20 protein-coding genes and 1 pseudogene are annotated in these 20,223 nt (G+C 36.3%); 15 read left to right on the plus strand and 6 right to left on the minus strand.

The window, feature by feature from the left end; all coding sequences use genetic code 11:
- Positions 1 to 11 precede the first annotated feature (11 nt).
- Entirely contained in the window at positions 12 to 395 is a 384-nt protein-coding gene (gene rplQ / locus JOC59_RS05290; protein WP_205143758.1) for a 50S ribosomal protein L17, read from the plus strand.
- A gap of 222 nt (positions 396 to 617) precedes the next feature.
- Positions 618 to 1,511 carry a sodium:solute symporter gene (locus JOC59_RS05295; RefSeq protein WP_205143759.1) on the plus strand — a complete coding sequence of 298 codons (894 nt, stop codon included), beginning with the start codon at positions 618 to 620 and terminating at the stop codon, positions 1,509 to 1,511.
- A 97-nt stretch (positions 1,512 to 1,608) separates the two neighbouring features.
- Here the strand turns inward: JOC59_RS05295 and JOC59_RS05300 are convergent, their stop codons facing one another.
- From JOC59_RS05300 to guaB, 5 genes and pseudogenes are all read right to left on the minus strand, one after another.
- A complete protein-coding gene (locus JOC59_RS05300) occupies positions 1,609 to 2,583 on the minus strand; it encodes a methyl-accepting chemotaxis protein (RefSeq protein ID WP_205143760.1) in 975 nt (324 codons plus the stop codon).
- A gap of 21 nt (positions 2,584 to 2,604) precedes the next feature.
- Positions 2,605 to 3,633, minus strand: a complete 1,029-nt coding sequence (locus JOC59_RS05305) for an FIST signal transduction protein (RefSeq protein ID WP_205143761.1) — start codon at positions 3,631 to 3,633, stop codon at positions 2,605 to 2,607.
- Between the two features lie 255 nt (positions 3,634 to 3,888).
- Positions 3,889 to 5,436 (minus strand): glutamine-hydrolyzing GMP synthase, encoded by a 1,548-nt coding sequence (gene guaA / locus JOC59_RS05310; protein ID WP_205143762.1) that lies wholly within the window; start codon positions 5,434 to 5,436, stop codon positions 3,889 to 3,891.
- Positions 5,437 to 5,453: 17 nt separating this feature from the next.
- Positions 5,454 to 6,443, minus strand: a complete 990-nt coding sequence (locus JOC59_RS05315) for an IMP dehydrogenase (RefSeq protein WP_420875267.1) — start codon at positions 6,441 to 6,443, stop codon at positions 5,454 to 5,456.
- Between the two features lie 51 nt (positions 6,444 to 6,494).
- A pseudogene (gene guaB / locus JOC59_RS05320) lies at positions 6,495 to 7,511 on the minus strand (IMP dehydrogenase); the annotation flags it as partial.
- A gap of 266 nt (positions 7,512 to 7,777) precedes the next feature.
- Here guaB and JOC59_RS05325 point away from each other — a divergent pair.
- From JOC59_RS05325 to JOC59_RS05340, 4 genes are read left to right on the plus strand one after another with little or no spacing between them, the layout of a single operon-like run.
- Entirely contained in the window at positions 7,778 to 8,755 is a 978-nt protein-coding gene (locus tag JOC59_RS05325) for a beta-ketoacyl-ACP synthase III (protein ID WP_205143763.1), read from the plus strand.
- A gap of 15 nt (positions 8,756 to 8,770) precedes the next feature.
- The gene (locus JOC59_RS05330) at positions 8,771 to 9,484 is read left to right on the plus strand and encodes an acetyl-CoA carboxylase carboxyltransferase subunit beta (RefSeq protein ID WP_205143764.1); all 714 of its coding nucleotides are present in this window, start codon (positions 8,771 to 8,773) and stop codon (positions 9,482 to 9,484) included.
- Entirely contained in the window at positions 9,462 to 10,229 is a 768-nt protein-coding gene (accA, locus tag JOC59_RS05335) for a carboxyltransferase subunit alpha (protein ID WP_205143765.1), read from the plus strand. Before JOC59_RS05330 ends, accA begins: the two co-directional genes overlap by 23 nt.
- Positions 10,230 to 10,254: 25 nt before the next feature.
- Positions 10,255 to 10,920, plus strand: coding sequence for a 2,3-bisphosphoglycerate-dependent phosphoglycerate mutase (locus tag JOC59_RS05340; protein WP_205143766.1), 666 nt, complete (start codon positions 10,255 to 10,257; stop codon positions 10,918 to 10,920).
- A 119-nt stretch (positions 10,921 to 11,039) separates the two neighbouring features.
- Here the strand turns inward: JOC59_RS05340 and JOC59_RS05345 are convergent, their stop codons facing one another.
- Positions 11,040 to 12,023, minus strand: coding sequence for a polyprenyl synthetase family protein (locus tag JOC59_RS05345; protein WP_205143767.1), 984 nt, complete (start codon positions 12,021 to 12,023; stop codon positions 11,040 to 11,042).
- Positions 12,024 to 12,277: 254 nt separating this feature from the next.
- Between JOC59_RS05345 and JOC59_RS05350 the strand changes: the two genes are divergently transcribed.
- The 9 genes from JOC59_RS05350 (at position 12,278) to JOC59_RS05390 (ending at position 20,072) form a co-directional block, all read left to right on the plus strand.
- Positions 12,278 to 13,120, plus strand: a complete 843-nt coding sequence (locus JOC59_RS05350) for an energy-coupling factor ABC transporter ATP-binding protein (RefSeq protein WP_205143768.1) — start codon at positions 12,278 to 12,280, stop codon at positions 13,118 to 13,120.
- Entirely contained in the window at positions 13,096 to 13,974 is an 879-nt protein-coding gene (locus JOC59_RS05355) for an energy-coupling factor transporter ATPase (RefSeq protein ID WP_205143769.1), read from the plus strand. The genes JOC59_RS05350 and JOC59_RS05355 overlap by 25 nt, the downstream gene beginning before the upstream one ends.
- The gene (locus JOC59_RS05360; RefSeq protein ID WP_205143770.1) at positions 13,964 to 14,767 is read left to right on the plus strand and encodes an energy-coupling factor transporter transmembrane component T family protein; all 804 of its coding nucleotides are present in this window, start codon (positions 13,964 to 13,966) and stop codon (positions 14,765 to 14,767) included. The genes JOC59_RS05355 and JOC59_RS05360 overlap by 11 nt, the downstream gene beginning before the upstream one ends.
- Positions 14,768 to 14,819: 52 nt before the next feature.
- Positions 14,820 to 15,569 carry a tRNA pseudouridine(38-40) synthase TruA gene (truA, locus tag JOC59_RS05365; RefSeq protein ID WP_205143771.1) on the plus strand — a complete coding sequence of 250 codons (750 nt, stop codon included), beginning with the start codon at positions 14,820 to 14,822 and terminating at the stop codon, positions 15,567 to 15,569.
- Positions 15,570 to 15,717: 148 nt separating this feature from the next.
- On the plus strand, positions 15,718 to 16,161 hold the full coding sequence (gene rplM / locus JOC59_RS05370) for a 50S ribosomal protein L13 (RefSeq protein ID WP_205143772.1): 444 nt from the start codon (positions 15,718 to 15,720) through the stop codon (positions 16,159 to 16,161).
- A gap of 14 nt (positions 16,162 to 16,175) precedes the next feature.
- A complete protein-coding gene (gene rpsI / locus JOC59_RS05375; protein WP_205143773.1) occupies positions 16,176 to 16,568 on the plus strand; it encodes a 30S ribosomal protein S9 in 393 nt (130 codons plus the stop codon).
- A gap of 164 nt (positions 16,569 to 16,732) precedes the next feature.
- Positions 16,733 to 17,635: a UbiA family prenyltransferase gene (locus JOC59_RS05380; protein ID WP_205143774.1), complete on the plus strand. Its 903-nt coding sequence runs from the start codon at positions 16,733 to 16,735 to the stop codon at positions 17,633 to 17,635.
- A 138-nt stretch (positions 17,636 to 17,773) separates the two neighbouring features.
- Complete coding sequence (locus JOC59_RS05385; RefSeq protein ID WP_205143775.1) at positions 17,774 to 18,823, plus strand: tRNA dihydrouridine synthase; 1,050 nt, start codon at positions 17,774 to 17,776, stop codon at positions 18,821 to 18,823.
- Positions 18,824 to 19,067: 244 nt separating this feature from the next.
- Complete coding sequence (locus JOC59_RS05390; RefSeq protein WP_205143776.1) at positions 19,068 to 20,072, plus strand: substrate-binding domain-containing protein; 1,005 nt, start codon at positions 19,068 to 19,070, stop codon at positions 20,070 to 20,072.
- Positions 20,073 to 20,223: the final 151 nt, after the last annotated feature.

Raw genomic sequence — 20,223 nt, forward strand, 5'->3', positions numbered from 1 at the left:
GGTATCCATTCATGAGTTACCGTAAATTAGGTCGTACTAGCTCACAACGTAAAGCTCTTTTACGTGATTTGACTACTAACTTGCTTGTTAATGGTCGTATTGTAACTACTGAAGCAAAAGCTAAGGAAGTTCGTAAGACTGCTGACAAGATGATTACACTTGGTAAGCATGGTGATTTGGCTTCTCGTCGTAAAGCTGCTGCATTCGTTCGTAATGTTGTTGCTGATGTGAAAGAAGACGGCGATAACATCAAGGTTCAAACTGCTTTGCAAAAGTTATTTGATGAATTGGCACCACGTTACGCTGAACGTAATGGTGGTTACACTCGAATTCTTAAGACAGTACAACGTCGTGGTGATGCTGCGCAAATGGTTGTCTTGGAACTCGTTGATTAATCAATAACTCCATATAATTAATCTACTTGTAGATCAAATCAATCTCCATGATGGATAGTATAAAGCGTTATGATGGTGGATGGGCATTTCCGTCCGTCTAAGTCTAGCTTGAATGGCAATGATTTTTAAAAATCATAGTCGCGCTACCATCATGTGAGATTTTTTTGTACATAAATTTATTTTTAGATATACCTATAACTATCAATTGGGTAGGAGAGACGGATGAATGATTTAATTGCGTTACGTATGATTCAACTATTATTAATATGTGGTTTGGTTGGATTTGCAATAATGTTACTTGTTGCCAGTAAAAAAAGAAATATTAATTTATTTAATAAATTTGGAACAGGGGCATTAATTGGTTTTTTAACTGACCTCGGTGATACCCTAGGTGTGGGTTCATTTGCAACTACAACTGCATTATTTAAAGTAACTAAACTTTCTAATGATGATCGGCTTTTACCAGGAACATTAAATGCAGTACATGCAATTCCGGTTATGTGTGAAGCTTTATTGTTTATTACAGCAGTTAAAATTGAATTGACAACACTAATACCAATGACACTGGCGGCGGCACTAGGGGCATTTATGGGGCCCATGATAACTAGAAAATGGAATGTCAAGTTTATTAGACTCGCTTTAGCACTGGCCCTAATAATTGCAGCTTTTATTGTTATTTTAAAAATTTTTTTATTAGGACAAATTGCTTCAGCAGCAGAAACAACACACGGTTTACATGGTTTACTCTTACCATTGGGACTAATTTTTAATTTTATCTTGGGTAATTTAATGACTTTAGGGCTCGGAAATTATGCACCAGAATTAATATTTTTTACTTTGGTCGGGGTTAATCCCAGTATTGCTTTTCCGGTTATGATGCTTGATGCTGCGATGATTATGACTATCTCAGGTGTTCAATTTGTTAAGATGGGTCGCGTAAACTGGAATGGGTTTGCGGGAATTATACTAGGTGGTATTTTAGGAGTTATTGTGGCAGTAACGTTAGTTAAACAGTTACCATTAATCGTTTTAAATGTATTGATCATCTTAATAGCAATTTCAACCGCAATTAGTCTATTAAGAACCAATTATCGTGAATTAAAAGTAGCTGAATAAAACACATATTTATTAAAATAAAAATTAGTATAATTAAAAAGCCGCAAGTTGACACGTGCGGCTTTTTGACATTGCAAAGTTAATGTTTGCTAGCATATTAATGATGGGTAATTCGACTTAATTGTTCGAGGTTATTGCTAATTGTTTGATAGTTACTAGCTTTATTATCAATAGTATTAATCAACGTTTGTAAACTAGCATGTTCATCTTTAGAACGTTTGACAAGGCGATCAATATGATTACTAATTTCATCAAGGGTACTGCTATTAACACTTTGAATTGTGAGTACTTCTTTCATTTTGGTACCGACAACAGTTTCAGCCGTAGAAATTTCAGATAAATCATTTTTTGATTTTTCAACCATACTAGTTGTCTGATCAATAGTACTTGTACTTTGAGCGACTTGATTTTCTAGGACCATAACTAAATTATTTAAGTTATCCATTGAATTTAAAATTTCTTTTGAAAAAAATTTGGTATCTTCAGATAAACTAGTAGTTTCTTTAGCCACTACAGCAAAACCACGACCCGCTTCGCCAGCTTTGCTAGCTTCAATTGAAGCATTGAGCGCCAATAGAGAGGTATTTTCAGCTATTTCATTGATGGTGGTTACTTTGTTAGCTATTTGATTAAATTCGAGCCGTAGCGCACTCATAGTATCAGAAAAATTTTTTAGTGTCGTTGTAAGTTCATTTATACTTTGAGTGGTATTCGCAAATGTTGAAGTAGAATCAACAATATGATGATTTGTAACTTGTAATTGTTTAGCCATCTGCTCAATTTCAATAGCTAAGTTTTCATTTTGGGTACTAAGATCAGTTATATTCGTTGATATGTTTTCAATGCCAGTGACTGTATCAAGATTACCAGTATTAAGCTCTTTTAAGCCATAGGTCATAGTACCTTCTTGCTTAAGTAAACTATTAAAATGTTTTTTAACTTGCATACTAAGGCGATAAACTGCACTATGGGTTGCTTTATTTATTTTAGCTTGATTTTCAACAGTAGAAGCTTCGAGGTCAATTGTTGGTTGTGTTACAATAGGTGTATTTTTTTTGATAATGTTAAACATAAGTAGGTCCTTTTTTGATTGTTATTCCACTACTAAAAGTGTCATTGTCTGGTTTAAGTGTAAGTTAAAAAGTTGTTCACCATAACTTACAAAACCTGTCTGATGGGGGCTAATTTGATTAAGATTATTAATTATTAACGGCCATTGATTAGTTTGATTTAGATAAGTATCGCGCAAAATACAGTGAATTGAAAAAATAAAGCTTGGTTGTTTTTTGACGGTTGTTTGAGTAGTTTGAATAATTTCTTTGAGGGCGGATAATTCAAGAATATCAACAAAAGTATTTGGGACAATCTGTGAATAAAAAGTAATCGACATATCTTTATTGATGTTACGTGGTGAGGCGATATAAAAATTGCCATTAATGTTTTTACCAAGCGGATTTGATAAAAATAAGTTGGCTAATTCTTGAACAGAAACATTGAGTTGGCGTGCATATTCAATAGCTGCAGGTTGATTGTTAAATGTATAAACAGTACGGCTAATCATATCGGCATGAGTTACTAATAATTGTTTATTCGTCGGTTGGTATAGATTTTCTTTGATAAGCTTAGTCGGTCTTTGAATATTTAAAAAAATTGCAAGGTTATCAACCTTAGTTTGGCCAAAAAAAATGGTTGTTTCACCAGCTTGAGCATCAGCAGCGCTACCACCAATAATTTTAAAAGCATCATCAATAAAATATAGAGAGTTTAAAAATATTTCTTCAGTTTGTTTAGTGCCATCACATAATAAAAATAAACACGCATTTTTATTTTTTTTGACTTGCTGATAAGCATCTTCTAGTTGTTGGGCCTGTAACATTGGCAAACTGGAAACAGGGATGACTTGCGCGAGCATAAGCGAGATACTAAAGCCACTTAAGCCAGTAGTAGTGCGACCACTGGCAGAAATGTTAGCATCACTAGATGTAATAATTAGATTATCTGGAAAATTGGAAACTGCATCCAAAAACGTAGCATGTTTGGCAAATAGTAAGACAAGCTGATCTGGATGTTTTTGACAAAATAAAATTGCATCATGGATAGATGCAAAAAATAAATTATTCATATGAAATTCCTCTATATGTAGTAAGAATTAATACCTTCTTGTAGAAGTTATCGGTTAATTTTAAAAAAATTAAATATCAAATATGATATTTATTCATTAAGTTAATGATAAAAATGACACCTTACTGCTCAGAATTGTATTTTGTTCTTTTTTTGAAGAAATGCATATTTTATGTTAAAAAAACAACTACTTCAAATCATGAAGTAGTTGTTTTTTAATTTAAGCTGTTATTTAGTTTAACGGAACTAGCTTATTTTATTCCCACTCAATTGTTGCAGGTGGCTTACTAGTAATGTCGTACACTACGCGGTTAATATGATCAACCTCATTGACAATCCGAATTGAAATATCTTCTAAGACTTCCCATGGAATCTTAGCAAAAGAAGCAGTCATGCCGTCAATAGATGTTACCGCACGAATTGCAAGCGTGTAGTCATAAGTTCGGCCATCTCCCATAACACCAACTGAACGGACCCCAGTTAATACAGTGAAATATTGCCAAATATCTTCTTCAAGCCCATGATTAGCAATTTCTGCGCGTAAAATTGCATCTGTTTCGCGGACAATGTGTAACTTATCTTCAGTGATATCACCTAAAATTCGAATTCCCAAACCAGGCCCTGGGAAAGGTTGGCGCCAAACCAAATTATGTGGAATACCTAGTTTTTCACCAATTGCCCGGACTTCATCCTTGAAGAGAGTGTTCATGGGTTCAATAAGTTTAAATGTCATTTCAGCTGGTAAACCACCAACGTTATGATGAGATTTAATTGTTTGCGCTGTATCAGTACCAGATTCGATAACGTCAGTATAGAGTGTTCCTTGCGCTAAGAAGTCAACATCCTTTAATTTAAAAGCTTCATCATTGAAGACTTCAATAAATTCTTTACCAATAATTTTACGTTTCGTTTCAGGATCAGTAACCCCAGCTAATTTATCAAGGAAGCGCTTTTGGGCATCAACCTTAATGATGTTTAAGCCAAAACCAGTGCCTAAACTCGCCATTACTTGCTCAGCTTCATCTTTCCGTAAAAGGCCATGATCAACAAAGATACAAGTTAATTGATCACCAATTGCTTTTTGAAGTAAAACACCGACAACTGAGGAGTCAACGCCACCAGAAAGGCCAAGTAACACTTTACGATCGCCAACGGTTTCTTTGATTTTAGCAATACTATCAATAATAAAGTCATCCATTGACCAATTAGCAGTGGCTTTAGCAATGTTAAAGACAAAGTTTTTCAAAATGTCATTACCATATTCCGAATGGCGCACTTCTGGGTGGAATTGAATACCAAAGAAGTTCTTATCTAAATTTTGAATGGCGGCAAAGGGGGTATTTTTAGAAACCGCAACAGCTTCAAAGCCATTGGGGAGTTGGGTTACTTTATCACCGTGACTCATTAGGACTACTTGGTTAACCGGCGTATTTGTAAAAAGCGGTGAAGTTTTTAGTTTAACATCAATATCCGTAATGCCATATTCTTGATCTGCGGCCCCCAGTACTTCACCACCGGGCAGTTCATTGGCCATTAATTGCATTCCATAGCAAATACCAAGAATGGGTAAGCCTAAGTCCCAAATGGCTGGATCAACTTTAAAAGCATCATCAGCATAAACTGAATTGGGACCACCAGAGAAGATAATTCCTTTTGGATTAATTTCTTTAATCTCATTAGCGGTAAGTTTATGCGATTTGAGTTCTGAAAAGACACCAAATTCGCGAATACGACGAGTAATTAATTGATTGTATTGACTACCAAAGTCAAGCACAAGAATTTTATCGAACTCTTTGTTCGTCATGGGAAACTCCTTAATAATTATTTTGAGTAGTTAGGGGCAGATTTAGTAATTTGAACATCATGAGGGTGTGATTCAATCAGACCTGCTACAGTAATTTGAACAAATTCAGCTTTGTTGATTAATGCAACAGGAGTCCCAGCTCCAGTATAACCCATTCCAGAACGTAAACCACCTAACATTTGAAAAATAACATCAGCCGCAGAGCCAGTATACGTAGTATGTTCTTCATAGCCAGCAAGAACATGTTCTGTCCCAGTAGCAATAACATCACCTTGACGTGCTTCATCAGTCCCAGCTAACATTGAATCAAGCATGACCGCATTAGCACCAGCAGACAATGCTTTAACGATATCACCAGAATATTTAATGGCACCATGGGCAATAACTGTTTTAGCAGTTTTGGCAGCTCGTTTAGCAATATCGGCAATTAATAATAGGTTTGAAGCAGCACCATCATTACTGGTAACTGTCACAATATCAACACCGACATTAAACAGTTCCTCAGCGAGGGTAGCTGATTCAATCTCACTAGCAATGATTGGTAAATCAGGATATGTTGTTTTAATTGTTTTAGCAATTGATACAGTTAAGCCTTTTAGGGCAATTGTATCAACATCTACAGCGCGTAAAGTGGCAATATCAGTGATAGTTGAAGTACTTACAATTAATTCAGCACCAACTACGAGATGACCATGTTGATCAGTAACGGCATTTGGAGTTGCTTCTTTAGCAATTTCAAATGATTTAACTAAACTGATTTCTTTTGCTTGTTGATCGACTGATAAGGCACTAGTAATGATTCCAAGTCCGCCTTGTTGTGCCATGACCCCCGCTAATGATGCATCCGTAACAGCACTAGCAGCAATAATTGGAATGTTTAAGGTAAGACTATCAGCAAGTTTAGTTTTGAGGCTCACGCTATTTGGTAAGACATCTGAGGCTGCTGGTTGTAATAGTACATTTTCAAAACCAATTGTTGAGATATTGTCATTAAAAGGGTGCGTAATCTTAATATCAGTAGTATCGTCAATAAGCTGATTTAAGGTTAGTTTATTAAGGTTTTGCATATTGTCTTTTAAGCCAGTCATCATATTAGCGATAACACTTGTAGCAGCCCCTTTATAAGCAGTTCGACCTTCAATTCCTTCAGGAACTAATTTATTGGCCTCATTAACGCCACCTTGGAAATAACGATCTGAGGAACCACGTTGCATTGCACCAATTGATCCCATGCCACGATAGGTTTTGTATTTTTGGCCATCTTCACCAGTAAAGACTTGGCCAGGCGCTTCATCGGTACCAGCCAACATAGAGCCAACCATAATTGCATTACCACCAGCCATTATTGCCTTAGTAATATCATCAGCATTCTTTAGGCCACCATCAGCAATGATTGTCTTACCAAATTCTTTGGCAATTTTAGCAGCATCATTAATGGCAGTATATTGTGGAACACCCACACCAGCCACAACACGAGTTGTACAAATTGAACCTGGGCCAATACCTACTTTTACGATATCAACACCAGCATCGAATAAAGCACGGGCCCCACTAGCAGTAGCAACGTTACCGGCAATTAAGGTATTATTGGGAAAATCAGCGCGAATTTCGGCAATTTTGCGGAGAACACCAGCTGAGTGTCCATGCGCTGTATCAATTACTAAAGCATCTGCTCCTGCTTGGAAGAGAGCAGTTGCCCGATCAAAAGTATCAGAGGTAACCCCCACTGCGGCCGCAACTAAAAGGTGACCAGTAGCATCAACTGCAGCAAGTGGGTTTGTTTTCTTATCAACTGGGACAGCTTTGACTTTAGCAACCTCTGCAGCTTGATCAGCAATACTCATATTTTTATGAATAACACCAAGACCACCTTGATTAGCTAAAGTTGTCGCCATGTTAGCTTCGGTAACAGTATCCATACTGGCACTAAGAACCGGAATGTTTAAATGAAGATTTGGTGCAAGAGTAGTCTTTAAATCAACGCTTGTTGGCTTATTGGTAGGTGCCACCTTATTAAGCACAACATCATCAAAGGTATAACCTTTTTTAGCGAATTTTGTGTCCCAATTTGACATGAAATTTTAACCTCTTTTCAAAATTTATTGTTCTTAATTTACCAGTGAATTCCTTAAAAGTCAAACAAATATCGATTTTTATTAGAAAAATACGAACTATAAATTCATTGAAGATAATTTATATTTAAGATTGCTATGTAAAAATAGCTAAAATATTGGTTTAAAAAGAGGTAATACTTTAAAAAAGAGCATATTTTAAGTTAAAATACTATGATAGGCTTTTAAAATTGAATGTAATAATGAATATAGAGAAGAGGAAAAGTAAAATGACGATGGGAACTAAAATTTTAGCCGCCCAACATTATGTACCAAACACCGTAGTTACTAATAATCAACTAGCTGAGGTAATGGAGACAAATGATGAATGGATTGTTGCCCATACGGGAATTAAGACGCGTCATTTTTCAATGAATGGTGAAAATACATCAGACCTAGCAACAAAGGCAGCTCAAAAGACGTTAGCGCAGGCTAACTATGCGGCTAAGGACGTTGATTTAATTATCATTAGTACCATTACCCCAGATGCCCAAACACCAGCTACAGCAGCAATCGTTCAAGCCAAATTGGGGGCTACTAATGCATGGGCGTATGATATTAGTACTGCCTGTGCGGGGTTTGTCTTCGCTCTAAGTACAGCAGATAAATTTATTAAATCAGGTATGTATAAAAGTGCGTTGGTCATTAGTGCTGAAGTTAATACTAAAATGATGGATTTTACTGACCGCACAGCTGCCGTTTTTTTTGGAGATGGGGCAGGGGCAGCATTATTAGTTGCTGATGAGCAAGTAAACAACATTTATGCCGAAAGTTTGCATACTATGGGTGATGGCGAAACAATTCATTCTGGGCGAACTTATCCAATAACTGAAATTAAGACTAGTAATTATCCCAAAACAGATGCCTTTTTCCAAGAAGGCCGAAGTGTATTTGAATTTGCTACCACTACGGTACCTACCCATATTCAAGAATTTTTAACGAACGCTAAATTAAAAGCAGAGGATATTGATTACTTTATAACTCATCAGGCCAATTTACGAATTATTGAAAAAATTGCTATTGAGTTAGAGCAGCCGATGACAAAATTTTGTCATAATGTTGAATATTACGGAAATACTTCGTCAGCAGGAATAGCAATGGCATTTGCCGAATTATGGAACCAAAATGTTGATTTGAAGGGCAAAAAATTGGTACTAACGGGCTTTGGTGCCGGTCTTAGCTATGGGAGTATTTTACTTGAATTTTAAGTGAAGGATTAAATAATGGATACGCAAGAACAAAGATTGACGGCTTGGCAACGCATTGATTTAGTAAGTGATAAATTTGAACCATTTACGTTTAATCAACATGATCATGATAATTTAAAATTTCCCAATTACAAAGATAAGTTAACTAAGGCGCAAGAACAAACTGGTTTGGATGAAGCAATTGTGGTTGGCAAAGCATGGATTGATAAATACGTAGTTGTTTTGGCAGTAATGGATAGTCACTTTATGATGGGCACGCTTAATACTGGCCTAGGGCAACGCTTAAGATTTGCAATGCAAGAAGCACGATTACAGCAATTACCGTTTATTTTATTTACGGCTAGTGGTGGTGCACGAATGCAAGAGGGAATATATGCTTTATTACAAATGAATAGTCTTTTATATGAATTTGAAAAGTTGAATGCGGCCGAAATTTTAACTATTAATATCTTGACTGACCCAACAATGGGGGGAACTTCTGCGAGTATTGCTTTTAAAAGTGATTATGTTTTTGGTGAAGCCGGGGCAACAATTGGTTTTGTTGGCCGACGAGTGATTGAACAGGCAATTCGCGAGCCATTACCTAGTGATTTTCAAAAAGCGCATCATTTATTAACACAAGGATTAATTGATGATGTGATTGAGCGTAATCAATTAAGAAGAAAACTAGTACAAGTATTAAAGTTGCATGATTTGGGAGTTAATAATGGATTTAAAAGCAAAAATTAAAATTGTTCGGGCAAATAATCGGATTGATAGTCAAACGGTTATTAAGACATTGTTTACGGATTTTTTGGAAATACATGGTGATCGCATATTGGGGGATGATCCTAGCTTAACTGCAGGGGTAGCATTGTTTGGAAATACACCAGTAACCGTATTAGCGGTCAATCGTGGACATACGATTAAAGAACGAATACAGATGAATTTTGGTGCGGTACGTGTTACGGGATATCGCAAGGCCTTACGAGCACTGAATCAGGCTGAAAAATTTAAGCGACCAGTAATTACTTTTATTAATATGCCTGGCGCTGATGTTTCATTGGCATCAGAAGACCATGGGCAAAGTTTAGCATTAGCGAACATGATAGGAAAAATGGGACAGTTAACGGTTCCAAATATTGCGGTAATTATTGGTGAAGGTTATAGTGGTGGAGCACTTGCATTAGCCAATAGCAATAAAATTGTTATGTTTGAGCATGCCTTATTCAGTGTAGCAAGTCCAGAAGTGGTGGGAGCAATTTTAAAAAAAGTTAATGATAGTGTGTCTTTAAATGAAGTATTGCCAATGACTGCACAAAAATTAAGTGCATTGGGTTTAGTCGACGAGGTTATTGCTGAAAATAATGATTTATTAATTAATTTAGAAAGTAGCTTAACAAGATTATTAGCAGAACTAAATTCGTTATCAGCAGTGGAGTTGCAAGCTAAGCGTGAAGCAAAATATCAAAACTTTTTAGCAACTTGGGAATAATATAGCTAAGTAAAGAGGTAAGGAAATGGCAAGTGAATTGATAATTATGCGGCATGGACAGAGTGTTGCTAATCGGGATAATATTTTTACAGGTTGGTCGGATGTAGCATTAACCGAATTAGGTATTAAGCAAGCAATGGCAGCGGGGCAAAAGATAAAAACTTGTCAAATTAAATTTAGCCAGGTCCATACATCATATTTAAAACGGGCGATTCAAACAACAAATATTGTCATGGAACAAATCGATCAACTGTGGGTACCACTAAATAAGTCGTGGCGCTTAAACGAACGCCATTATGGAGCATTACGAGGGTTAAATAAGGAAATAGCAAAAAAAGATTATGGTGCTGAACAAGTCCAAAAATGGCGCCGTAGTTATACAGCAATTCCACCATTATTAGCGAAACTGGCCACGCTACGTCAGTATCCAGCTGGAATCGAGCCCCGTGGTGAAAGCTTGGCGATGGCATATCAGAGACTATTACCGTATTGGCAAGATCAAATTGCCCCCCAATTGTTGCAAGGGAAGCCACAACTAGTGGTTGCTCATGGAAGTACGTTGCGGGCACTAATTAAATATTTGGATCAAGTGAGCGATGAAGATATTAAAAGTATTGAGGTCGGCAATGGGGAACCAATTTATTATCAGTTTGATGAGCACTTGAATGTGATTAAAAAGGTGTTTCTTTAGGTAAAAGTGCATAAAAACAGACCAAAAACAAGGCTATTGTTAAAGTAACTGTGTTTTTGGTCTATTATCTGCAGAACACTTCTGTTTAAAGAACACGTGAAAATTAGCTTGGCTAGTTTTTACACTTTACGCTTTAACAACTGAGCCGTTAGTTTAAGTAGTGTTTGCTTTGCTGGATGCGCTGGTAATTTTTGAATATCGTTTAAGGCAGCGCGCGTATAATCATCGGCTAATTTTTTAGCTTTTGGGACTCCATACTGACGAACAAGCTTATCAATTATTAGGGCTTCATCGTTGGTAATGGCTGTTTGCTTTTTTAAAACCGGAATAATATCACTAGCATGACTATTCATAGCATAAATTAAAGGGGCAGAGTAAACCCCTTGTTTCAGATCTTCTAAGGTTGGTTTACCAATTTGTTGACTACTTTCATCATAATCTAAAATATCATCTAAGATTTGAAAAGCCATACCAATGTTATGACCAATATCTTGGGCCAATTTAATGAAGGCCTGAGATGCACCTTCATCATTAGCACCAATCGTAGCTGCTAAAATAAATAATTCAGCTGTTTTACCCTCTATTTGTTGCAAATAAGTTGTAATGTCCATATCATAATTATAGCGAGAAGCTTTTTGTTGTAACTCACCACGTAGAATATTGTTTAAATAACCAATATTGTTCTTTACGTTATCAAGATCGTTATGATAGTGACTTAAAAGTTGGAAGACAATAACAAATAAGTAGTCACCCGCATAAACGGCAGTATCCTTACCAAATTGATGTTGTAGTGATACTTGATGACGGCGTGTTTGTGCATTATCAATGATGTCGTCATGAATTAATGATGCTGTATGAAGGGTTTCAATTGCAGCAGCTAAACCAATCATTTTTTCACGATTGTCAGTGTAAAATGATGACATTAATAATGTATAAGCAGGACGGAGCATCTTGCCACCATTTTCAACCATACCTATAATGGCTTTTTTGACATCTGAGTCTTCTAAGTTAATACTGTCTTCAATTAATGAAATAACGGAACCTAGTTCATGTTTAATAGCAGGATACCGGTTCCATAAGGTGTGGAGCTTTGTTTTAGCCATAAAAAATCCCTTTCCAACTTTAAGAAGTTATTGGCAGTAACTTCTTTAAAAAAATTTGTGTATAATATATGCTTAGTATTAATAGATTAGTAACCTAACTTTTACGTAGATGCTAAAAATTATTCTAACAAAAAGCTTCCCTAACATCATACCAAAAAATTAGTAAACTACTCAAAAAATATCAACTACTTTAATATTTTAATGTTAAAGCGGGCTAATTGATAGAATAAATATTAGTAAATTGAGGATCAGCAATGAGTAACATAATCGAAGTTAAAAATTTAACTTTTAAATATCCACAAAGTAACCGGCAGGCTTTGAATGATATTTCATTCGATGTAAAACAAGGTGCATGGGTGGCAATCATTGGCCATAATGGTTCAGGAAAATCAACATTAGCTAAATTGCTGAATTATTTATTGATAGCTAATGAAGGCACTATTAAAGTGGCTGATATGCTTGTAAATGAAGTAAATATGTGGCAAATCAGAGAAAAAATAGGAATGGTATTTCAAAATCCTGAAAATCAATTTGTAGGGGCAACTGTTGAAGACGATGTGGCCTTTGGTATGGAAAATCGGAATATTAAACGAGAGGAAATGCAGGTAAGAGTACAGCAAGCATTAATGGCAGTTAACATGCAAACATTTGCTCAACATGAACCTAGTAGCTTATCAGGTGGACAAAAACAACGGGTGGCAATTGCTGGGGTGTTAGCGATTGAACCACAAGTATTAATTTTAGATGAAGCTACATCAATGTTAGATCCGCAAGGCCGTCAAGAAATTATTGAATTAGTCCAAAAATTAAAAAAAGAACGTGGGGATGATTTAACGGTTATTTCAATTACCCATGACATTGATGAAGCAGCATTAGCAGATAAAATTATCATTATTAATGACGGCCAATTAATCGAAACTGGTCAACCAACGGAAATTTTTGCCCATGGTGATAGGTTACTTAATCTAGGTTTGGATGTGCCCTTCGCCCAACAGGTCAAAGGGGCGTTACAAAAAGCGGGCATAAAGACGCCAACACATTATTTGGATGAGAAAGGATTACTTGATTGGCTATGGGAATTAAATTCGAATCAGTAAGTTTTACATATCAGCCGCAAACCCCATTTGCATATCAAGCATTAGAAAATGTTAGTTTAGAAATACCAACCAATTCTTACACGGCTTTAATTGGCCATACTGGATCGGGAAAATCAACGATTTTACAACTATTAGACGGGTTATTAATTCCAACAGAAGGTCTTATTACCGTTAATGATTGTAGAATTACACCCCAAACCAAGCAAAAAACACTAGCTACAGTTCGTTCACAAGTGGGGATGGTTTTTCAATTTCCTGAAAATCAATTATTTGAACAAACGGTTTTGGCAGATGTCATGTTTGGCCCGCTTAATTTTGGTAAAAGTAAGGAAGCAGCTAGCAGATTAGCTAAAGAGGCGTTGCGACTAGTGGGATTGCCAGATGACTTATGGCAACAATCACCATTTGAATTATCTGGGGGACAAATGCGGCGAGTGGCAATTGCTGGGGTCTTAGCCTTGGAACCTAAAATTTTGGTATTAGATGAGCCGACAGCAGGCTTAGATCCTAAGGGCCGGTTGGAAATTATGCAGATGTTTGCACAGTTATACCAAGCAAAAAAACTAACCGTAATTTTAGTGACACATCAAATGGAAGATGTATTGCGGTATGCTAATAACGTTATTGTAATGGATACTGGAAAAGTGGTTAAAACGACAACACCATTAACATTATTTGCGGATGAAAAATGGTTAAAGCAGCACCAATTAGCCACACCTAAAGTAATCCAATTTGTACAAAAAATGAAGCAAAATGGTATTGAGCTAACTGCACTACCAACTAATGTTACGGAATTAGCCGATTTATTAATGCAAAAAATAAAAATTGAAGGAGACCGACAAAATGATGAATAAGTTAATTGTTGGTCGCTTCGTCCCCAAAGACTCATTTGTTCATCGTATGGATGCACGCGCCAAGGTATTATTAAGTATTGCCTACATATTTATTATTTTTGAAGTAACTAACTGGCTAGGGTACCTTATAATGGGGTTATTTACAATTGCAGTGACAAGCTTAACTAAAGTTAGCTTAAAAACTTATATTCAGGGGATTAAACCATTAATTTGGTTAATCACGTTTACGGTTTTTATTCAAATGTTTTTTGCCCCCAGTGGCCATGTTTTATGGAACTATTGGATTTTTAAAGTTACTGATATAGGATTGCTGAATGCTGTATATGTCTTAGTTAGATTTATTTTAATCATTATGATGTCAACCGTGTTAACGCTAACCACGTCACCACTAGCAATAGCCGATGCTTTAGAGTATTTAATGAAGCCCCTATTAAAAATAAAGTTTCCGGTATATGAGGTTTCATTAATGTTATCAATTGCTTTACGCTTTGTCCCCACATTGATGGATGAAACAGAACGAATCATGAATGCCCAGCGGGCCCGTGGTGTTGATTTTGCTAATGGTGGCATTATTAAACGTGTCAAAGCTTTAGTTCCAATTTTAATTCCATTGTTTACTAATGCGATGAAACGAGCCATTGAATTAGGAGATGCGATGGAGGCTAGAGGATATCAAATTGATAAACCCCGTAGTCGTTATCGTATATTGGTGTGGCATCGGCGAGATACAATGGCTTGCTTAGTATTTGGTTTACTATTAATTATTTTAATAATAATTAAGCATTTTATATGAGTTACAGAATAATTGTAATTTTTTTAAATTATTAATCGAGGATTTAGTTACTATGCAACGTTATAAAGTTACAATTTCATATGATGGTACTGATTTTGCTGGATTTCAACGACAGCCAAAGCAACGAACTGTTGAATCAGTACTAACCTTAGCCGTAAATAAAATGGCTAAAAACCCAACACCAGCATTAAAAGTCCACGGTTCTGGACGAACAGATTCAGGAGTTCATGCGTATGGCCAAGTCGTACATTTTGATTTACCGTTTGATATTCCAGCTCAAGGAGTTCGACGAGGCTTAAATGCACTATTACCACTTGATATCGTTGTAACAGAGGTCGAACAGGTGACTGCCGACTTTCATGCACGTTTTAGTAATGTGGGTAAAGAATACGTCTATAAAATTTCGCGAAGTGATTTTGTTGATCCTTTTAAAAGACGCTACATGTATAATTTTAAATATGCACTAGATTTAGAATTAATCCGGGAGGCCATGCCGGACTTAGTTGGTATTCATGATTTTTCCAGCTTTGTTGCTTCCGGTACACAAGCGACTAATTTTGTCCGTGAAATCTTTGATGTGCAGCTAATTGAACATGCTACAACCAATGAGATAGAATTTGTATTTCAAGGTAAAGGCTTTTTATATAATCAGGTGCGTATCATGACGGCTGTCTTATTAGAAATCGGTACCAAAAAGCGCCCAGTGCACGATATTTTAAGACTGTACACCGTTAAGGATCGCCAAGCAGCACCATTAACTGCACCAGCGCATGGATTATATCTAGCTAAAGTTTTTTACTAAGGCTAATCAGGGTAAAAGTAAAGTTTTTCATTGACTTATTGGTCAATTAACAGTATAGTTAAGGACGGTATTGTTTACCATCCACATTAAAAAGTCCCGGTAAGATTGATTAATTGATTGTAAACAAACAAAAACGGAGGAATTTTCCATGCGCACTACATTTATGGCAAAACCAGGCGAAATTGAACGCAAGTGGTACATTGTTGACGCTACTGACGTTCCATTGGGACGTTTAGCATCAGTCGTTGCTTCAGTTTTACGTGGTAAAAACAAGCCTACATTCACACCTAACGTTGATACAGGTGACAACGTGATCGTTATCAACGCTGCTGACGTTAAGTTGACTGGTAAAAAGGCTACTGACAAGATTTACTATCACCACTCAAATCACCCAGGTGGTTTGAAGTCACGTCAAGCAGGTGAATTACGTTCAAACAACCCAGAACGTTTGATTGAATTATCAGTTAAGGGTATGTTACCAAAGGGTTCTTTGGGTCGTAAACAAGGTATGAAGCTTCACGTTTTTGCTGATGCTAACCACAAGCATGAAGCACAACAACCAGAAGTTTTAGATATTACTAACTTAATCTAAGGAGGAGAGTGGAAATGGCTACAGTTCAATACAGCGGCACAGGTCGTCGTAAAAACTCTGTTGCTCGTGTACGTTTAGTACCCGGTAACGGTAAGGTTACTATGAATGGTAAAGATATTACTGAATACGTTCCATTCGCTAACTTACGTGAAGTAGTTATGCAACCATTTGCAGTAACTGAAACTTCAGGTAACTATGACGTTCTTGTTAACGTTAATGGTGGTGGCTTCTCAGGTCAAGCTGGAGCAACTCGTCACGGAATCGCCCGTGCATTGCTTACAGTTGATCCAGACTTCCGCGGTCCATTGAAGAGTGCAGGTCTATTGACTCGTGATGCACGTATCAAGGAACGTAAGAAGCCCGGTCTTAAAAAGGCTCGTAAAGCTTCACAATTCTCAAAACGTTAATATACAGCTTGTATGGCAATGTTTCAAACGTTTCACAATGCATATTGTGGAACGTTTTTTTGTTTTAGTGAAGATATTTTTTACTTAATTTTAACAAGTGAGGTAGTAGAAATTTAACTTTAAATTCTATAAAATGAATATTAGCGCAATAAAGGAGAATGAAAATGCAACGAAAAGTATTAATGGACTTAATTGAAATTAAGTCAGCAATTGCGAGTGTGTTACCATTTATAATCGGGGTGCTATACACGAGCTATCATCACATTACCCTTGATTGGGTCAATATTGGCCTCTTTTTTTTAGCTGCAGTTGCCTTTCATTTAGCAACTAATGTTTGGGATAATTTGCAAGATTATTTAAATGCGAAACACGCAACTTTTAAGGCGGGCGTTAATGATGTTATCGGGCGTGAATCACTTACTAAACAACAAGTTGAAAAAGTTTTGCTTACGTTAATGATAATTGCTACTGGTTTAGGTTTGTTTGTTTGGGTAAGAGTTGGCGGAATAGTATGGCCAATTTTAGCTATTTTAAGCTATGGTGTTGGGTTCCTATATTCAGGAGGCCCTAAGCCAATTTCAAGAACGCCCTTAGGTGAGACTTTTTCAGGTTTAACAATGGGCTTTGTGATTGTGTTAATGGTTGTGCTAGTTAATAATGTCAAGTTAACTGGTAGTTTAATATGGACAGTATTTATTACCGCCGCAATGGGTATTTTTAGTATTGCTAATATTATGCTTGCTAATAATATTGGTGATTATCAAGAAGATTTAAAAGAAGATCGCCGTACCCTAGTTTACTACTTGGGCCAAACTAAGGCTTTGTATCTTTATTTAATTTTATACACATGTGGATATCTCAGTGTTGGTTATGGTGTGCTTGTCCACATTCTACCCTGGTCAACCTTGCTAAGCTTGATTGGTATTTTACCAATTGTGAACCATTTTAAGTATTTTTGGCAAGACCGCACTAAAAAAGGTTCATTTATTTTAACCATAAAAAATACAGTTATCATAATGGGACTGTATATTATTGGTCTTTTAATGGCAATTATTTTTAGTTTTTAAGCATGATACTTGAAAATTAAAGGTAAAGATTGCATACTTAATAAGTTACTTGGGAACTTGAATAAATAACTATTATTGATTTCACCAGCCAGGAAATCGAAAATAGGGTAATTAAAATATTAAGGGAGTAAGCTTTTAATGACACAAAATAGTTTAGATTTCTGGCAAAATGTGGTTGCCAAGGCACACGACAAAGAAGGAAATAAGCGACCATTTTTTAGTTTAGCGCCTATGGAGGCTGTGACAGACACAGTTTTTCGGCGGGTGGTGGCAAAAGCCGCCGCACCAGATGTATATTATTCAGAATTTACACATGCACGGTCGGTGACCCATCCACAAGCCAAATTTTCAGTTCAAGGTCGCTTATATGTTGACCCTAGTGAAACCATGCCAGTTGCGCAACTTTGGGGTGATAAGCCAACCGATTTTATTGAACCGGTAAAGGCTGTCGCTGAGATGGGTTATCAAGCAATTGATTTAAACATGGGTTGCCCAGATGGTACGGTTATTAAAAATGGTGGTGGGAGTGACTTAATTCGCCATTTTGATCGCGCAAAGGGAATTATTGCAGCTGCTAAAATGAGTGGTCTACCAGTGAGTGTCAAAACGCGTTTAGGATTTGCTAAAGTTGATGAGATGAATGAATGGCTACCGTTTTTATTAAAACAGGATATCCGGGTTTTAACGGTACATTTACGTAGTCGGCAAGAGATGAGTCGGGTTCCAGCCCACTATGAAAAGATTGATGAAATTGTAAAAATGCGTGATGAGCTTGCACCACATACGTTAATTCAAATTAATGGCGACATTAATTCTGTGGCTGAAGGTTTAGCTTTGGTAGCAGAACATCCTGGTGTTGACGGTGTTATGATAGGACGTGGCGTATTTGCGAATCCGTTCTGTTTTGAGCATGAACCACAAGAACACACTTTAATGGAAACTTTTGATTTATTACGATATCAACTAGACTTATTTGATGAATTTTTCGAAAAATTTGGGACACGAAAATTTATCGCGTTACGACGTTTCTTTAAAATTTATGTACGAGGCTTAAAAAATGCCCATGAGTTACGTGAAAAATTAATGACTGCTATGACAACTGATGAGGTTCGTGCAATTATCAATGAAATTGAGGCAACTCAAGGACGTGATGTTTTAGATCCCCGTTTTCAAACTTTAGGTAATTAAAATTACATAGGGTAATACAACTCCCGGTTAAAGTATGCGAAAAGGACTGAATTTTTATAAACTCAGTCCTTTTCGTATATTTTTAATATATGGCTAATACGAACTGTGCGTCTCTCTTTTTATAATCGCGCTGTTCTATCTAAGCAAATCAGAAAACAGCCACAGTTTTTCCACACAAATGGGAAATGAAATTAGGTATAATAGATTTATCCACAAGAAAATAATAAAAGTAGGTGAAAAACTTGTGTCTAATAAAGAAAAATTGACGATAAATGATATTGCACGTTTAGCAGGTGTATCTAAAAGTACGGTTTCACGCTATTTAAACAATGGGCCAATTAGTTCATTTAAAAAAGCAAAAATTGCTGAAGTTATTGAAAAAACAGATTATCAACCGAATGTATTTGCGCAAAGTATTCGGCAAAATCAATCAGCATTAGTAGGAGTTTTAGTGCCACGACTAAATTCAACTGTGATGACAGATTTATTAAAGGGTATCGATCAATATGATGAGCGAACCCAACTGCTAATTGTGAATACTTATCAAAAGGATCAACGAGTTATCAGTGCACTTAAAACAATGGCACAGCAAAATGTTAGTGGAATTATATATTCGGCAGCGCGACTATCAAGTGAATTAAAGGCAACATTAGATGAAGTACCGATGCCAGTAGTTATTTATGGTCAAGATAGCCCAACATATTCGCATGTTGTTATGGATGATTATGAAGCAGGTTTTAAAATGGGACAGTTTGTTGGAAGTAAAACGCCCAAAAATACATTATTGTTGACAATCAATCCGCAAGTTGATGAAGCAGTTGGTAAATTACGCTATGAAGGGTTTAAATTAGGCTTTACACAGGCAAATAATCACCAAGTTTTAACAGAAGAAACAACGACATTTGCACAAGCAGATGCCAAAGAAGCGACATTAGTTGCATTTAAAAAGAAACAATATGATTTCATCGTAGCCATTACTGATACGATTGCTGCGGGCGCTTTAAGCGCTTTACATGAGCTTAATTTGCGAGTACCTGATGATGTTCAAGTTGTGGGTTTTGGTGGTACTAGCCTAGCTAATTTAGTGACACCAGCTTTAACGACAATTAAGTTTCCATATCAAGAAGCTGGTGCAATGGTTATGAATCTTTTACAAAAGGTTATCCACAAAGAATTAAGCGCTGTGCATGAAATTAAATTAAAGAGTGAATTACATCTTGGTGAAAGTACCAAGCAATTAGACAGCTAAGATACCATACAAAATTAGTTATTTAAAAAGTGAAAGTTGTACCAGATATGACAGGTCAACTTTTATTTTTTTAATGCTAATTATTTTGAATAAATTAAAAAAAAGATTGACAAAATATATTGTAAGCGTTTACAATATATTTTGTTAAGTT

Source organism: Periweissella beninensis, from assembly GCF_016908275.1.
Lineage (GTDB): Bacteria > Bacillota > Bacilli > Lactobacillales > Lactobacillaceae > Periweissella > Periweissella beninensis.

Excerpts from the sequence above, each read along its gene's own strand:
- rplQ (WP_205143758.1), top strand. The coding sequence starts at position 12 with ATGAGTTACCGTAAATTAGGTCGTACTAGCTCACAACGTAAAGCTCTT.
- JOC59_RS05295 (WP_205143759.1), top strand. The coding sequence starts at position 618 with ATGAATGATTTAATTGCGTTACGTATGATTCAACTATTATTAATATGT.
- JOC59_RS05300 (WP_205143760.1), bottom strand. The coding sequence starts at position 2,583 with ATGTTTAACATTATCAAAAAAAATACACCTATTGTAACACAACCAACA.
- JOC59_RS05305 (WP_205143761.1), bottom strand. The coding sequence starts at position 3,633 with ATGAATAATTTATTTTTTGCATCTATCCATGATGCAATTTTATTTTGT.
- guaA (WP_205143762.1), bottom strand. The coding sequence starts at position 5,436 with ATGACGAACAAAGAGTTCGATAAAATTCTTGTGCTTGACTTTGGTAGT.
- JOC59_RS05325 (WP_205143763.1), top strand. The coding sequence starts at position 7,778 with ATGACGATGGGAACTAAAATTTTAGCCGCCCAACATTATGTACCAAAC.
- JOC59_RS05330 (WP_205143764.1), top strand. The coding sequence starts at position 8,771 with ATGGATACGCAAGAACAAAGATTGACGGCTTGGCAACGCATTGATTTA.
- accA (WP_205143765.1), top strand. The coding sequence starts at position 9,462 with ATGGATTTAAAAGCAAAAATTAAAATTGTTCGGGCAAATAATCGGATT.
- JOC59_RS05340 (WP_205143766.1), top strand. The coding sequence starts at position 10,255 with ATGGCAAGTGAATTGATAATTATGCGGCATGGACAGAGTGTTGCTAAT.
- JOC59_RS05345 (WP_205143767.1), bottom strand. The coding sequence starts at position 12,023 with ATGGCTAAAACAAAGCTCCACACCTTATGGAACCGGTATCCTGCTATT.
- JOC59_RS05350 (WP_205143768.1), top strand. The coding sequence starts at position 12,278 with ATGAGTAACATAATCGAAGTTAAAAATTTAACTTTTAAATATCCACAA.
- JOC59_RS05355 (WP_205143769.1), top strand. The coding sequence starts at position 13,096 with ATGGGAATTAAATTCGAATCAGTAAGTTTTACATATCAGCCGCAAACC.
- JOC59_RS05360 (WP_205143770.1), top strand. The coding sequence starts at position 13,964 with ATGATGAATAAGTTAATTGTTGGTCGCTTCGTCCCCAAAGACTCATTT.
- truA (WP_205143771.1), top strand. The coding sequence starts at position 14,820 with ATGCAACGTTATAAAGTTACAATTTCATATGATGGTACTGATTTTGCT.
- rplM (WP_205143772.1), top strand. The coding sequence starts at position 15,718 with ATGCGCACTACATTTATGGCAAAACCAGGCGAAATTGAACGCAAGTGG.
- rpsI (WP_205143773.1), top strand. The coding sequence starts at position 16,176 with ATGGCTACAGTTCAATACAGCGGCACAGGTCGTCGTAAAAACTCTGTT.
- JOC59_RS05380 (WP_205143774.1), top strand. The coding sequence starts at position 16,733 with ATGCAACGAAAAGTATTAATGGACTTAATTGAAATTAAGTCAGCAATT.
- JOC59_RS05385 (WP_205143775.1), top strand. The coding sequence starts at position 17,774 with ATGACACAAAATAGTTTAGATTTCTGGCAAAATGTGGTTGCCAAGGCA.